14 protein-coding genes are annotated in these 14,463 nt (G+C 70.3%); 10 read left to right on the forward strand and 4 right to left on the reverse strand.

What is annotated here, in order from left to right; translation table 11 throughout:
• Window positions 1-58 precede the first annotated feature (58 nt).
• The 3 genes from O7631_RS14780 (at window position 59) to O7631_RS14790 (ending at window position 1,865) form a co-directional block, all read left to right on the forward strand.
• On the forward strand, window positions 59-775 hold the full coding sequence (locus O7631_RS14780) for an SDR family oxidoreductase (RefSeq protein ID WP_269680179.1): 717 nt from the start codon (window positions 59-61) through the stop codon (window positions 773-775).
• 29 nt (window positions 776-804) lie between these two features.
• Window positions 805-1,035: a 4-oxalocrotonate tautomerase family protein gene (locus tag O7631_RS14785; protein WP_088990601.1), complete on the forward strand. Its 231-nt coding sequence runs from the start codon at window positions 805-807 to the stop codon at window positions 1,033-1,035.
• A 158-nt stretch (window positions 1,036-1,193) separates the two neighbouring features.
• The gene (locus tag O7631_RS14790) at window positions 1,194-1,865 is read left to right on the forward strand and encodes a maleylpyruvate isomerase family mycothiol-dependent enzyme (protein ID WP_278144738.1); all 672 of its coding nucleotides are present in this window, start codon (window positions 1,194-1,196) and stop codon (window positions 1,863-1,865) included.
• 14 nt (window positions 1,866-1,879) lie between these two features.
• On the opposite strand, the gene O7631_RS14795 is transcribed toward O7631_RS14790, so the two are convergent.
• Both O7631_RS14795 and O7631_RS14800 read right to left on the reverse strand, forming a co-directional pair.
• The gene (locus O7631_RS14795) at window positions 1,880-2,710 is read right to left on the reverse strand and encodes an alpha/beta fold hydrolase (protein ID WP_278144739.1); all 831 of its coding nucleotides are present in this window, start codon (window positions 2,708-2,710) and stop codon (window positions 1,880-1,882) included.
• Window positions 2,707-3,291, reverse strand: a complete 585-nt coding sequence (locus tag O7631_RS14800) for a TetR/AcrR family transcriptional regulator (protein ID WP_278144740.1) — start codon at window positions 3,289-3,291, stop codon at window positions 2,707-2,709. The genes O7631_RS14795 and O7631_RS14800 overlap by 4 nt, the downstream gene beginning before the upstream one ends.
• A 133-nt stretch (window positions 3,292-3,424) precedes the next feature.
• Here O7631_RS14800 and O7631_RS14805 point away from each other — a divergent pair, with 133 nt between their 5' ends.
• The 5 genes from O7631_RS14805 (at window position 3,425) to O7631_RS14825 (ending at window position 10,502) form a co-directional block, all read left to right on the forward strand.
• A complete protein-coding gene (locus tag O7631_RS14805; protein ID WP_278144741.1) occupies window positions 3,425-4,603 on the forward strand; it encodes a glutathione-independent formaldehyde dehydrogenase in 1,179 nt (392 codons plus the stop codon).
• A gap of 523 nt (window positions 4,604-5,126) precedes the next feature.
• On the forward strand, window positions 5,127-6,674 hold the full coding sequence (gene mmsA, locus O7631_RS14810) for a multiple monosaccharide ABC transporter ATP-binding protein (RefSeq protein ID WP_278144742.1): 1,548 nt from the start codon (window positions 5,127-5,129) through the stop codon (window positions 6,672-6,674).
• On the forward strand, window positions 6,671-7,972 hold the full coding sequence (mmsB, locus tag O7631_RS14815; protein WP_278144743.1) for a multiple monosaccharide ABC transporter permease: 1,302 nt from the start codon (window positions 6,671-6,673) through the stop codon (window positions 7,970-7,972). Before mmsA ends, mmsB begins: the two co-directional genes overlap by 4 nt.
• Window positions 7,973-8,023: 51 nt before the next feature.
• On the forward strand, window positions 8,024-9,127 hold the full coding sequence (locus O7631_RS14820; RefSeq protein ID WP_278144744.1) for a sugar-binding protein: 1,104 nt from the start codon (window positions 8,024-8,026) through the stop codon (window positions 9,125-9,127).
• 112 nt (window positions 9,128-9,239) lie between these two features.
• The gene (locus O7631_RS14825) at window positions 9,240-10,502 is read left to right on the forward strand and encodes an ROK family transcriptional regulator (RefSeq protein WP_278144745.1); all 1,263 of its coding nucleotides are present in this window, start codon (window positions 9,240-9,242) and stop codon (window positions 10,500-10,502) included.
• Here the strand turns inward: O7631_RS14825 and O7631_RS14830 are convergent.
• The gene (locus tag O7631_RS14830; protein WP_278144746.1) at window positions 10,499-10,837 is read right to left on the reverse strand and encodes a hypothetical protein; all 339 of its coding nucleotides are present in this window, start codon (window positions 10,835-10,837) and stop codon (window positions 10,499-10,501) included. The genes O7631_RS14825 and O7631_RS14830 overlap by 4 nt on opposite strands.
• Before the next feature lie 91 nt (window positions 10,838-10,928).
• On the opposite strand from O7631_RS14830, the gene O7631_RS14835 reads away from it, so the two are divergent.
• Window positions 10,929-11,894: an ATP-binding cassette domain-containing protein gene (locus O7631_RS14835; protein WP_278144747.1), complete on the forward strand. Its 966-nt coding sequence runs from the start codon at window positions 10,929-10,931 to the stop codon at window positions 11,892-11,894.
• The gene (locus tag O7631_RS14840; protein WP_278144748.1) at window positions 11,891-12,718 is read left to right on the forward strand and encodes an ABC transporter permease; all 828 of its coding nucleotides are present in this window, start codon (window positions 11,891-11,893) and stop codon (window positions 12,716-12,718) included. Before O7631_RS14835 ends, O7631_RS14840 begins: the two co-directional genes overlap by 4 nt.
• 51 nt (window positions 12,719-12,769) lie before the next feature.
• Here the strand turns inward: O7631_RS14840 and O7631_RS14845 are convergent, their stop codons facing one another.
• Window positions 12,770-14,380: a hypothetical protein gene (locus tag O7631_RS14845; RefSeq protein WP_278144749.1), complete on the reverse strand. Its 1,611-nt coding sequence runs from the start codon at window positions 14,378-14,380 to the stop codon at window positions 12,770-12,772.
• Window positions 14,381-14,463: the final 83 nt, after the last annotated feature.

The raw sequence follows: 14,463 nt of genomic DNA on the forward strand, positions 1-14,463 counted from the left end.
TCCGGTCGGGCCTCCAGGTCCGGCCCTCAGGGGCTTCGGCCAGTCAGGAAGGGTTCCCATGAACACCAGCCAGGTACAGAAGGTCGTCGTGGTCACCGGCGCGTCCCAGGGCATCGGCGCCGGCCTCGTGGACGCCTACCGCAAGCTCGGCTACGGCGTGGTAGCCACCTCGCGCTCGATCGGCGCGTCCGACGACCCGCAGGTCGTCACGGTCCGGGGCGACATCGCCGACGCCGACACGGCCCAGCGGGTGGTGGACGCCGCCCTCGACCGTTTCGGGCGCATCGACACCCTGGTGAACAACGCCGGTGTCTTCGTCGCCAAGCCGTTCACCGACTACACCGACGAGGATTTCGACCAGGTGACCGGGATCAACCTCGCCGGGTTCTTCCACCTCACCCGGCGCGTCATGCCACACCTGCTGGCCAGTGGCGCCGGTCACATCGTCAGCATCACGACCAGCTTCGTCGACCAGCCCAACTCGAACGTTCCGTCGGTGCTCGCGTCGCTGACCAAGGGCGGCCTCAGCTCGGCCACCAAGTCCCTGGCCATCGAGTACGCGGGTCGCGGTGTGCGGGTCAACGCCGTGGCGCCCGGCGTCATCAAGACCCCGATGCACCCGGTCGAGACGCACGAGACGCTCGCCGGCCTGCACCCGGTGGGCCGGATGGGCGAGACCAGTGACGTGGTCGAGGCCGTCGTCTACCTCGAGTCCGCCCCGTTCGTCACCGGCGAGATCCTGCACGTCGACGGTGGCCAGAACGCCGGCCACTGACCTGACCCGATCCCGGAGAGGAGCAGACGATGCCGATCGTCACCATCCAGATCACCCGCGAGGGCAGCACACCCGGTACGTCCGCGGCGACCGCCGAGGAGAAGGCCGCAGTGATCAAGGGCGTGAGCGAGGTGCTGCGCGACGTCCTGAACAAGCCGTTGACGTCGACCTTCGTGGTGATCGACGAGGTCGCCACCGAGAACTGGGGTCGCGGCGGCCTGCCGGTCGACCAGTTCCGGCAGCAGCAGGCATCCGAGTAGACCCGGCCCCTCGCCGGTGCGGCCCAGCCTCCGCACCGGCGAGGGCAGGCCTCGTCGGCGAGGGCGCTCCCGGTTCGTGAGCCAGCCGCGAGGGGCAGTCTCGGACGGACGCGGTCGGCATACTGACCGAGTTCACTGTCCTAACGGGGAGGACTCCGATGACCACACCGTCCGCCGGCCCGCCAGGTCCCACACCCACCGACCTCATGGTCATGATCAGCGACGAGCGGCGACGGGCCGCCGACCTGATCGATACGCTGACGCCCGAGCAACTGGGCGTCCCGAGTCTGTGCGGCGCATGGACCGTCCGACAGGTGGCCGCTCATCTCGTCGCCCCCTTCGCCGCTCGCCGCCGCTGGGTCCTGCCGCTCCTGCTAAGGAGCCGCTTCAATCTGCACCACGCCAACGCCCGGCTGGCCGAGATGGTCGCCCGCCGACCGGCCGATGAGATCTCGGCGCTGCTGCGCGAGAAGGCCGAGACGCCGTTCCGGGCACCGCGGGTCGGCTTCCTCGGCCAGCTCACCGACCTCCAGGTGCACGGACAGGACATCCGCCGCCCGCTGGGCCTGCCGCACGACCTGCGTCCCGATCGGCTCCGGACGTCGCTGGACTTCCTGGTGCACCGTCGCGCGATCGGTTCCTTCGTGCGCAGAGGTCACACCGACGGCCTGCGGTTCGAGGCGACCGACCTGGGCTGGGCATCAGGGGAGGGGCGAGTGGTCCGGGGCGCGGCAGAGGCGGTGATGCTCGCGCTGACTGGTCGGTCCATCGTCCTCGCCGAGTTGTCCGGTGACGGCGTCCCGATACTGCGCGACCGGTTGGCCCGCTGAGCGTCGCGCCCGGGCTATCCCGAGACCTCCGCGAAGAACTGCCGCAGCGCGTCGGCGAAGAGGTGGGGTGCCGTCATGGTCGCGAAGTGCGACTGGCCGGGCCAGACGACGTGACGCGCCGTCGGCATCGCCGCCGCCAGAGCGTTGACGGTGGTGGGCATCGGCTCCCACGTGTCGGCGCCCGCCAGCAGGAGCGTCGGCACGCTGATCGAGGACCACCGTGCGATGTCCGTGCCGTCCGCGGCGAGGGCTTCGAGGTCGTGCAGCCAGCCGATCGCCGAGCATCGGGCCTCGACCGGGTCGGGCGTCCGGTCGCCGGCCGAGGCGGCGAGGGCGGCGACGATCTCGGCCGGAACCCGTGTCACGTCGTTCAACGCCGCTGCCATCGCCGTGGTGTCGTCGCGTTCGAAGGCGGAACGGTACCTGTCGAGCAGCGGTGCGATCCCTGCTCCGGCGGCGTAGAGCGGAGGCTCGAAGGCGGCCAGCGAGCGGAGGTCGTGTGAGTCGGCCGAGGCGGTGTGCAGTGCCAGGGTTGCTCCGTAGGACGCTCCGACGAGATGAACCGGCTTGCCTGAGGGGCGGCGTGCCGCCTCGATGACGGCCAGCAGGTCGGCCGTCTCGTGCTGGAAGGACTTGGGGCCCGGCGGCACGTCGCTGGGGCCGTAGCCGCGCCGGGCCGGCATCCACACCGCGTGGTCCCGGGCGAGGTCGTCCGCGACGGCGGCCCACGAGTGCAGCCCGCCACCCGAGCCGTGCACGAGTACGACGGGATCCCCGGCCCCGACACGCCGGACCACCAGACGGGTCCCGTCGGCGGACTTGATCGTCTGGTCGTCGCTGGTCACATCTGCTCCCGAGGTGTGGTCGGCCAGTTGGTCAGTGTGGTGTGCACCGCGTCGAGGATCGAGTGCCAGGACGCGTCGACGGCGCGCGGGTGCCCGAACCCGTCGACGGTCTCGAGACTCGTGAACCCGTGGAGGGTGCTGCGGACGAATCGGATCGCGTCGGTCAGCGCGGGCTCGTCCAGCCCGTAGCCGCGCAGCATCGCGTAACTCAGCTCGATCAGGCGCAGGTGCCCGGCGGACGCCGTGCCGATCTCGGGCGGCAACGGGAGTTGGGTCGCCGCGTACTGCCCCGGGTGGGCGAGGGCGAAGCCGCGCCAGGCGTCGGCGAACGCGTCGAGCGCGTGGCGGCCCGCACGGCCAGCCACGGCGATCGCGAGTCGGTCGGCGAACCCGGCAGCGGCCCGCACCGCGACCTGTTCGATCAACGCGTCACGACTGCGGACGTGGACGTACAGCGCGGCGTCGGAGACCCCGAAGTGACGAGCGACGGCCGCGACGGTCAGTCGTGCCAGGCCGACCGCGTCCGCCAGGTCGGCCGCGGCGGCGGAGACGCGCTCGCTGGTCAGACCCTGTCGCGGCATGGCGATCCTTTGGCTGGCTAGGACTGAACTTAGGAGCCCTAAGATAGCACCGCCCCGATCGCGGTCGGCCGGCCCGGTGGCATGAACGGCCCGGCGGGGGGAAGACCCGCCGTCGCCGAACAGGAGGGCCCGGATGAGAGCCGTCGTCTACGCCGACGTGCGAACCGTCGCTGTGCGAGAGGTGCCCGACGCGACGCTGGAGGCGGACACCGACGTGCTCGTGCGGATCACCTCCACCGCTCTCTGCGGCACCGACCTGCACATGTACGACGGACGGACCGGCGCCGACCCCGGGCTGGTGCTCGGTCACGAGCCGCTGGGAGTGGTGCAGGAGGTGGGCAGCGCGGTGCAGACCGTCCGGCCGGGCAGCCGGGTGGTGATCCCCACGCATCTGTTCTGCGGGACGTGCGTGATGTGTGCGCGCGGGTTCTCGGCGGCCTGCCTACGAGCCCGGGCCGAGGCGCCGGGCGCGGCGTACGGCTACGCCGGGATGGGCCCGTACCGGGGTGCCCAGGCCGACCTGTTGCGCGTGCCGTGGGCCGATGCGAACTGCGTGCCGGTGCCCGGCGAGCCGGGGGACGAGTACGAGGACGACTTCGTACTGCTCGCCGACGCGTTCGTCACCGGGTGGCACGCCGCCGCCACCCTGGCCGGGGTCGAGGCCGGGGACACGGTGGCCGTGTTCGGTGCGGGGACCATCGGCCTGTTGGGCGCCTACTCGGCGTTGCTGAGAGGCGCCCGCGTCGTCTACTGCGTCGACGGCGTCGACGCCCGGCTCGACAAGGCCGGCGAGATCGGCGCCGTGCCGATCGACTTCCGCCGGGGTGACCCGGTCGAGCAGATCCGCGCCGACCGGGCCCGGGCCGGGTTGCCGCTCGGCGAGGAGAAGCTGGGCGGAGTGGACAAGGTGATCGACGCGGTCGGTTTCCAGGCTCGCGACCGGGAGCACCCCGGGCGGGAGCGCCCGGACCAGGTCGTCGCCGACGCGGCTCGGCTGGTCAACCCGGTCGGCGCGATAGCTGTGGCCGGCGTCTACCCGGACGAGGACCTCCATCCCGCCCCCGGCGCGGACGGCCACGAAGACCTCGTCGTGCCGTGGGGGACGCTGTTCAGCAAGGGAGTCGCGGTCCGGTTCGGCCGCACCCACGACCGCCGCTACACGGTGCTGCTGCGCGACCTGGTCGTCGCCGGTCGTGCCCGGCCGAGTGTCGTCGTGACCCACCACGGCACCCTGGCCGACGCGCCGGACCTCTACCGCCGTTTCGACCGCCGGGAGGACGGCGTGATCAAGGCGGTGCTGCGCCCGGACTGACCGTGCGGATCGGCCCCGAATCGACCTTAAGGTGCGTTAGGTCGCGGATCCCTCTCCTGGTGACGGGCGCATCGAGACGACAGTCGTCGATCCGGCTCCGCGGGAGAGGCGTGGGTCACACCACCTGTCGCCGGGTCCGGGTGCGTCTCGGAGGCGCTGTCGGCGTCGCCGGCCGATCAAGATCATTCGATGGTGTCGAGCGCGCGGACACGCCGACGGTCGTCAGGTTGCTGTGGATCATGCCTGGTGGCGGCCTCTGTCAAGGGGTCGCCGGCCCCGGGTGGGGCGTGGCTATCATTTGACAACGTTGCCACCGGCGCGCGAAGGTGCCGGGAGGGGCTGCGGATGCGGCTGTGACGGGCGAATACTGCGCTACGTCTATATTGCCGGATTGTTACATTTTCAACAGGCCCTCGCCTTGCGGATGACCCTCCGGCCGCAATACGTTGCCGTCAACAACAAAACCAAGTGAAGGTTCAACCTTCCGGAGGCAACCGATGACGTTGGCGAGGTGGTACGAGCTATGAGCGACGTGCCGATCCTCCTTGAGATGCGCTCCATCACCAAGGAGTTCCCCGGAGTCAAGGCCCTCTCCGACGTCAACCTGGTGGTTCGCGCCGGCGAGATCCATGCCATCTGCGGCGAGAACGGTGCGGGCAAGTCCACGCTGATGAAGGTGCTCAGCGGGGTCTACCCACACGGCAGCTACGACGGCAAGATCGTGTACCAGGGGTCGGAGAGCAAGTTCTCCGACATCCGGGCCAGCGAGAACGCCGGCATCGTGATCATTCACCAGGAGCTCGCGCTCATCCCGGGCATGTCGATCGCCGAGAACATCTTCCTCGGCAACGAACCGCGCAAGCGGGGCGCGATCGACTGGAAGGCCGCGAACCGGATGGCGCTGGACCTGATGGCCCGGGTCGGTCTGGAAGAAGACCCGGACACCCTGGTCAAGGACATCGGCGTCGGCAAGCAGCAGCTCGTGGAGATCGCCAAGGCGTTCGCCAAGGACGTCAAGCTGCTCATCCTGGACGAGCCGACCGCGGCGCTGAACGAGGCCGACTCCCGGCACCTGCTGGACCTGCTGCGCGGGTTCCGCTCCCGCGGCATCACCTCGATCATGATCTCGCACAAGCTGAACGAGATCGAGGCGATCGCCGACCAGATCACCATCCTGCGCGACGGCCGGACCGTGGAGACCCTCGACGTCAAGGCGGACGGGGTCGACGAGGACCGGATCGTGCGGGGCATGGTCGGTCGCGAGCTGAGCAGCCGGTTCCCGGACCACACCCCGAAGATCGGCGACGTGTTCTTCGAGGTCCGCAACTGGAACGTCCGGCACCCGATCTCCGCCGAGCGCCAGGTCTGCAAGAACGAGAGCTTCACGGTGCGCCGCGGTGAGATCGTCGGCTTCGCCGGTCTGATGGGCGCGGGCCGCACCGAACTCGCGATGAGTGTCTTCGGCCGCTCCTACGGGGTGTACGAGTCGGGCACGATCATCAAGGACGGGAAGGAGATCGTCCTGAAGTCGGTGGCGGACGCCATCGACAACGGGCTCGCGTACGTCAGCGAGGACCGCAAGGCGATCGGCCTCAACCTGCTCGACGACATCAAGACGTCGACGGTTGCCGCGAAGCTGTCCAAGATCTCGCACCACGGCGTGCTGAACGAGGTCGAGGAGTACCAGGCGGCCGAGTCGTACCGCAAGGAGCTGCGGACCAAGGCCCCCACTGTCGACGAGGGTGTCTCGAAGCTCTCCGGCGGCAACCAGCAGAAGGTCGTCCTGGCCAAGTGGATGTTCACCGACCCGGACCTGCTGATCCTCGACGAGCCGACCCGCGGCATCGACGTGGGTGCGAAGTACGAGATCTACGGCATCATCCAGCGGCTCGCCGACCAGGGGAAGGGCGTCGTCGTCATCTCCTCGGAGCTGCCTGAGCTGATCGGGCTCTGCGACCGCATCTACACCGTGTTCGAGGGCGCCATCACGGGCGAGATCGCCCGGGCGGACGCGAACCCGGAGACCCTCATGAAGCAGATGACCTCGACGAAGAAGTTGGCCACCCGATGAGCAGCCGTTTGAAGGACCTTCAGAAGAACCTGTTCGGAGGCACGACCTCCAACGCCCGTCAGTTCGGGATGATCTTCACCCTCGTGGCGATCGTCGTCCTGTTCCAGATCCTGACGGACGGCCTGACGCTGCGATCGGACAACCTGATCGCACTGTTCCAGCAGAACTCGTACATCCTGATCCTGGCCATCGGCATGCTCATGGTGATCGTGGCCGGGCACATCGACCTCTCGGTCGGCTCGGTCGCCGCCTTCGCGGGCATCCTGGTGGCCAAGTCGATGGCCGAGTGGGATCTGCCCTGGCCCGTCGCCATCCTGTTCGGCCTGGCGATCGGCGCGATCATCGGCGCCTGGCAGGGCTTCTGGGTGGCGTACATCGGGGTGCCGGCGTTCATCGTGACCCTGGCCGGCATGCTGCTGTTCCGTGGTGGCAACCAGTTCATCGGTAACGCCAACACGATCCCGGTGCCGGAGGGCTTCCGCGAGATCGGCTCCGGCTTCCTGCCCGAGTTCGGCCCGAACACCGGCTACAACAACGCGACGCTGCTGCTCGGCCTGGCCGCGGCGGTAGCCGTGGTGTGGCGGGAGCTCCAGGCTCGCAACACCCGTCGGGCGATGGACGCCGACCCGGCACCCATGTGGATCTCGATCCTGCGGATGGCCGTCATGGTCGGGGTGATCGCCTTCGCGGCGCTGCGCTTCGCCAGTGGTCGCGTCGGCACCAGCTTCCCGATCTCCGGCATCATCCTGGTGCTCCTCGTGATCGCGTACTCCTTCTACACCCGCAACACGGCCGGTGGCCGGCACATCTACGCGGTGGGCGGCAACTCCCGGGCGGCCGAGCTGTCCGGCGTGAAGCTCAAGCGGGTCAACTTCTTCGTCATGATGAACATGTCCGTCCTGGCCGCGCTGGCCGGCATGATCTTCGTGGCCCGTTCGGCGGCCTCGGGCCCGCAGGACGGCAACGGCTGGGAGTTGGACGCCATCGCCGCCGTGTTCATCGGTGGCGCGGCCGTCTCCGGTGGTATCGGCACCATCAGCGGCTCGATCGTCGGTGGTCTCGTCATGGCCGTGCTCAACAACGGCCTCCAGCTGATGGGAGTCGGCACCGACCGGGTTCAGATCATCAAGGGCCTGGTCCTGCTGCTCGCCGTCGCGATCGACGTCTACAACAAGAGCCAGGGGCGCTTCTCCATCATCGGGAGCCTGATGCGGCCGTTCCGCCGCGAGGACTCCGCCCCACCCGCCTCACCGCCGGACGCGGAGCGCGAGCCCGCCAAGGCAGCGGTGTCCGGCTGACGGCCACCGACCTCTCCACCCGTCTCACATCCAGAAAGGCAAGTCCTCACCATGCGTAAATTCTTTGGCACGTCGGTGGTCGCGGTCAGCGCCGCCGCCATGCTGGCCCTCGCGGGCTGCGGCTCCGGCCGCGACGGCGACAGCAACTCCGGCGGCGAGGCCGCCAAGGGCTTCGCGGCGAACTCGCTGATCGGCGTGGCCCTCCCGGCCAAGACCTCGGAGAACTGGGTCCTCGCCGGTGACCTGTTCACCAACGGCCTGAAGGAGGCCGGTTTCCAGGCTGACGTGCAGTACGCCGGCGCGTCGACCACGGTCGCCGACCAGCAGGCCCAGATCACCGCCATGACCACCAAGGGCGCCAAGGTCATCGTCATCGGCGCGACCGACGCCGCGCAGCTGTCGACCCAGGTCGCCGCGGCGCACGCCGCCGGTGCCAAGGTGATCGCGTACGACCGCCTCATCACCAACACGCCGGACCTCGACTACTACGTCGCGTTCGACAACTTCAAGGTCGGCCAGCTCCAGGGCCAGGCCCTGCTGGACGGCATGAAGGCCAAGAAGCCGAACGGCCCGTACAACATCGAGCTGTTCTCCGGCTCGCCGGACGACAACAACGCCGGCGTCTTCTTCAACGGTGCGATGGACGTGCTCAAGCCGGAGATCGACAAGGGCAACGTCGTCGTCGCCTCGGGCCAGAAGGACGTCAAGCAGACCGCCATCCAGGGCTGGAAGGCCGAGGGTGCGCAGGCCCGCATGGACCAGCTGCTGACCTCGACCTACGGCAACAAGGAGCTGGACGGCGTCCTCTCCCCGAACGACACCCTGGCCCGCGCGATCCTGACCTCGGTCAAGGGCGCTGGCAAGCCGACCCCGGTGGTCACCGGTCAGGACTCCGAGGTCGAGTCGGTCAAGTCGATCGTCAAGGGCGAGCAGTACATGACGATCAACAAGGACACCCGCAACCTGGTGAAGGAGACCATCAACATGGTCAAGGCTCTCCAGGCCGGTAACGCCCCGCAGGTGAACGACACCAAGTCCTACAACAACGGCAGCAAGGTCGTCGACACGTACCTGCTCCCGCCGGTCGCCGTCACCAAGGCGAACGCGGCTGAGGCGTACGCCAACGACCCGAAGCTCGCGCCGCTCACCAAGTAATCACCGCACGGTAGGTAGCAATGCCGATGGGTCCCGGGTCTCCACTACCGGGACCCATCGTCGTCTCCGCACCCCCGCGCCCATCGGCTTCGACCCGGAAGGAGGTCTGACCGTGGCGGCACCAGTCCGGTCCAGGCCAACCGGCGTCGGTCGTACCACCGAATTACCGCTTCCGGCGGTCCCTGGCGCGAGCCAGGAGGAGATCCGGCGGCAGAACCTCGGCGCCGTCCTGCGCTACGTCCACCTGCACGGCCCGACGTCCCGGGCCGAACTGACCAGCCAGCTCGGCCTCAACCGCAGCACCATCGGCGCCCTCGCCGCCGACCTGGTGGCCAGCGGACTGGTCACCGAGGGGGCACCGGCGAGCGTGCGCCGCGCCGGGCGGCCGTCGCTGGTGGTCAGTCCCCGCTCCGACCGGGTGTACGCGCACGCCCTGAGCATCGACGCGGACCGGTTACGCGCCGCTCGGGTCGGCCTCGGTGGGCAGATCCTGGACCTGCGGGAGATCCCGCGACTGAGCGGCGCGTCGGCGATCGACGCCGTCCGGCCGCTCGCCGACCTGGTCCGTGACATGGAACGATCCGTGGCCCCCGACGCGCTGCTGGTCGGTGGGGCGGTCGCGGTCACCGACACCACCCGCGAGCCGGACGGCAGGATCCGGATCGCCGGCGTCGACGAGACGCTCGGTGTCGCCCTGGAGGCGGAGTTCAGCGCCGGCCCGGGTTTCGTGACCGGCGACCTGGCCGACATCGCCGCCCTGGCCGAGCAGGTCCGGGGCGTGGCGACGGGCATCGACGACGTCATCTACCTGCACGGCGACCTCGGCATCAGCGCCGGCATCATCGTCGGTGGTCGGCTGGTGATCGGCCACCGGGGTCACAGCGGCAAGGTCGGCCACATGGTCGTCAACCCGAACGGTCTGCCCTGTGGCTGCGGGTCCCGTGGCTGCTGGGAGACCGAGATCTCCGAAGCCGCCTTACTGCGGCACGCCGGCCGGGACCCGAGCGACCGGGCGGCGGTGGCCGAGGTGCTGCGCGCGGCGGCGGACGGCGACCGGACCGCCGGCGCGGCGGTCGCGCAGGTCGCCGACTGGCTCGGCTTCGGTGTGGCCAACCTGGTCAACGTGGTCAACCCCGACGCTGTGGTGTTCGGTGGGTCGCTTCGCGACATCTTCACCGCCGGTGCGGACGTGGTCCGTGAGCGGCTGGACACGATGCCACTGCCCGCTTCCCGCGAGTACCTGCGGTTGCGTGCGGCGGCACTCGGCCGCGACGCCGTCCTGATCGGCGCCGCCGAGTTGGCGTTCGACAAGTTGCTGGCCGACCCGCTCAACGTCGGGGTCGCCGGCCAGACGGATCCCGTCGACCCGATCTAGGGGAGCTCCCGCACCACGCTGGTGCCGCTGCCCGGCCGGGACTCCCAGGTCCACCTCTCGCGCAGCTCCAGCCTGCCATCGGCCGATGCGCCCACCTCGGTCACGCAGCGCCCGGAGGACGTCTGCCCCTCGGCGTTCAGTTGGACGTAGCGGAACTCCAACCGGTCGCCCTCCCGGGTGCCGACGAGGTAGCCCCGTCGGATGGAGCCGCCCGCGTACTCGGCCCACACCTCACCGGCTCGCTCGTGGTACGTGAAGACCGTCTCGGCGCTCACCTCGCCGGCCACCACATCCGTCAGCGCGGCGAACCGTCGGCCGTCCAACGAGATCGTCATGCCCACGACGCTAGTCGATCCACGACTCCCGTACGGCCTACCGTATGTCGTACGGTAGGGCCGGGTGTCGGGCTACGGGAAGGGGACAGGCGTGACGACGAACGGTGCGGCGATAGCCGCAGAGGGGCTGCGCAAGCGGTATCGGGACAGGTTCGCCCTCGACGGCTTCGACCTCCGGGTGGACACCGGCACGGTGTGTGGTCTGCTCGGCCCCAACGGAGCCGGCAAGACCACGTCGGTGCGGATCCTGTCCACCCTGCTGCGGCCGGACGGGGGCCGTGCCGAGGTCGCCGGGTTCGACGTGACCCGCCAACCCGAAGAGGTGCGCTATCGGATCGGCCTGGTGGGGCAGCACCCCGCGCTCGACGAGGCGCTCAGTGGGCGGCAGAACCTGATGCTCTTCGGCCGGCTGTTCCACCTGGGACGCCGCCGGGCCCAGGAGCGGGCGGCCGAGTTGCTGGAGCGGTTCGGTCTCGCCGACGTCGGTGAGCGACCGGTCCGCGCGTACTCCGGGGGCATGCGTCGCCGGCTGGACCTGGCTGCCGGCATGGTCCTGGCCCCGGCCGTGCTGTTCCTCGACGAACCCACCACCGGGCTGGACCCGCGCGGTCGCAACGAGGTGTGGGACTCGATCCGGGAGCTGGTCCGCGCGGGCACGACAGTCCTGCTCACCACCCAGCAGCTGGACGAGGCCGACCAACTCGCCGACCGGATCTCGGTGGTCGAGGCCGGTCGCGTCATCGCCGAAGGCACGCCGGACGAGCTGAAGGCACGGCTCGGCGGCGACCGGATCGAGCTGGTCGTGGGGGAGACCGCCGACCTCGCCGTCGCCGCCGCGCAGATGCGTCGGGTCGTCGACGACGAACCAACCGTCGACGTGGAGCGGCGGGCGGTGAGCGTCGGCGTCGGGCACCGAGCGGGTGCGCTCGTCGAGGTGCTGCGGGCGCTCGACGCCGCCCAGGTCACGGTGGCCGACGTGGCCCTCCGACGTCCCACCCTGGACGACGTGTTCCTGCACGTCACCGGCCACCGGGCCACCGCGGAAGTGGTCGCGTGAGCGCCACGGCCCCGCCCTCGACGGTCGACCTGACCCCGGGCCGGCCCGCTCCGCTGGCCGACAGCGGCACCCTCGTCTGGCGGGGCCTGGCCCGGTGGCGACGTGACCCCGGGCCCCTGGTCGCCTCACTCGGCTTCAACATCCTGATCGTCCTGATCTTCGCCTACCTGTTCGGCGGGGCGATGGAGGTGCCCGGCGGAGGCAGCTACCGGGAGTTCCTGATGCCCGGCATGTTCGTGATGACCATGGTGTTCGGCATCAGCCTCACCACGATCGCCGTCGCCGAGGACCTGGAGCGTGGAGTGACCGACCGGCTTCGCTCGATGCCGGTCGCACCACTCGCCCCGCTGGTCGCCCGAGCGGTGACCGACCTGCTGTTCGCCCTGTTCACCCTCGCGGTGCTGCTGGTCACGGGCCTCGCTGTCGGCTGGCGGGCGCACGGCGGGCCCGGTGCCACACTGGGCGCGGTGGGGTTGATCCTGCTGTTGCGGTTCGCCCTGGTCTGGGTCGGCATCTACCTCGGCCTGGTCACGCGCGGACAGACGGCAGTCGTCGCCGTGCAGACCCTGGAGTTCCCCCTCGGCTTCCTCTCCAACGCGTTCGTCGCACCGGCGACCATGCCGGCCTGGCTCGGCGCGGTCGCCGCGTGGAACCCGTTGTCGGCGACCGTCGGGGCCACCCGCGAGCTGTTCGGCAATCCGGGCTGGGGTGGTGACTCCTGGGCGGCAGAGCACTACCTGTGGTTGGCCGTGGTCTGGCCGATCGCACTGGTCGTCGTGTTCCTGCCGCTCTCGGTCGCCCGGTACCGGCGGCTGAACGGCTGAACCGCAGACGGATGCGCCCCCGGTGGCCGCCGCCACCGGGGGCGCGCTCGGTCAGCCGCCGGGACGCAGCACCCGGCCGGGGCCGGCGGCGTTGTCGGAAGCGGCCTGGGTGCGCTGCGCTCCGGTGACACAGACGTCGTCCCCGATGAACGCCTCGCGCCACACGTAGCCGGCGACGCAGGTGTGCGGGCCGTACGGGCCGCTGACCCAGCGGCTCGCGGCGACCGCGTTGTCGGCGAGCACCTGGGATCGGGTCGTGCCGGTCACGCAGACGTAGTCGGACTGGTCGGCGTCGCGCCACACGTACCCGCTGACGCAGGTGTTGGGGCCGGACACCAGCCGGGCCGGGTTGCGACGGGACGCGGCGGCGGCGTTGTCGGAGGCGGCCTGGGTGCGCTGCGCTCCGGTGACACAGACGTCGTCCCCGGCGTACGCTTCGCGCCACACGTACCCGGCGACGCAGGTGTGCGGGCCGTACGGGCCGTTCACCCAGCGGCTCGCCGCGGCGGCGTTGTCCGCCCACACCTGGCTGCGGGTGGCTCCGGTGACGCAGACCAGGTCGCCCGCGCGGGCCTCGCGCCAGACGTACCCCTGGAGGCAGCGGTTGACCACGTCGGTGGTCACCGTCACCGAGGCGGCGTTGCCGGAGAGCCAGTTCACGCCGACCTGCACGCCGTTGGCGTTGAGTGACTGGGCCGGACCGCCGCCGGGGCCGGTGCGCAGCAGGGTGGGCGTGCCGTTGCGGACCTCGTGCAGCAGCACCGTGTCGGCCGGGATGCCGGCGCTCCAACCGGTCTTCCGGCGGAACTCGACGGTGTAGTAGTGGAACAGGTCGGCCGGGTCGAACGGGATCCGGATCAGCTGCGGGCCGCTCGCGGCGGGCACCTCCAGCGGTGCCAGGGTGAGGCTGCGGGAGCCGACCCCGTCGGCACCCATGGTGAAGATCCGGTTCTTCGGCAGCCAGCCCAACTCGTCACGGTTGGGTCCGTTGAGCCCGACCGCGCTGGTGCCGTAGTTCGCCGTCCCGAAGGCGTAGATGTGCATCGCGCTCATCTCGTCCCACGGGTCGTCGTACTCGCCCGGCTGGGACCACGACGCGTTCTGGTAGGTGGTGTCGTTGGAGAACGAGTGGCCCAGGTTGTAGCCGTGCAGCATCTCGTGCGCGGCGAAGCCGACGTTCCAGGCGCCCGGGTCGAGCAGCACCCGACCGCCGGCCGCACCCGAGTCCACCCAGTCGTTGAGCATGACCGCGATCCGGTTGCCGGCCGGCACCGCGTAGCCGGCGGCGGCCGCGGTGTCCACGCAGCGCTGGGTCCGGGTCCACCTGTCGATCGACTGGAACTGCGCCAGGGTGTACGGCATCGGGTACCAGCCCCGCACCACCGAGCCGGCCAACGACACCCGACCACCGGACTGGTCGGCCAGGTAGTCCGCCACCCCGCCGGTGCCGATGCCGGTAGCCGTGAGGAAGTTGGCGAAGTGCGACGGCGGCTGTGGCTCCGCCGGCTTGTCGCTGAACTTGCACAACAGCACCGACCAAGGGGTCGCGTTACGGATCGGGCTGGCGGACGCCGGGGCGGCCGGCAGTGCCACCGCCCCCAGCACGGCGCAGGCGAGTGCCACGGCGGACGCGGCGACCCGACGGAGGACTCTGGACTTCACGCGTACGCTCCCATCGCTGCGGCCCACCGGACGTGGGCCTGCGGTCCACATCGGAGCACCGATCGTGATCGGACGGACGCGTT

This window comes from Micromonospora sp. WMMD967 (assembly GCF_029626165.1).
GTDB classification, from domain to species: Bacteria; Actinomycetota; Actinomycetes; order Mycobacteriales; family Micromonosporaceae; genus Micromonospora; species Micromonospora taraxaci.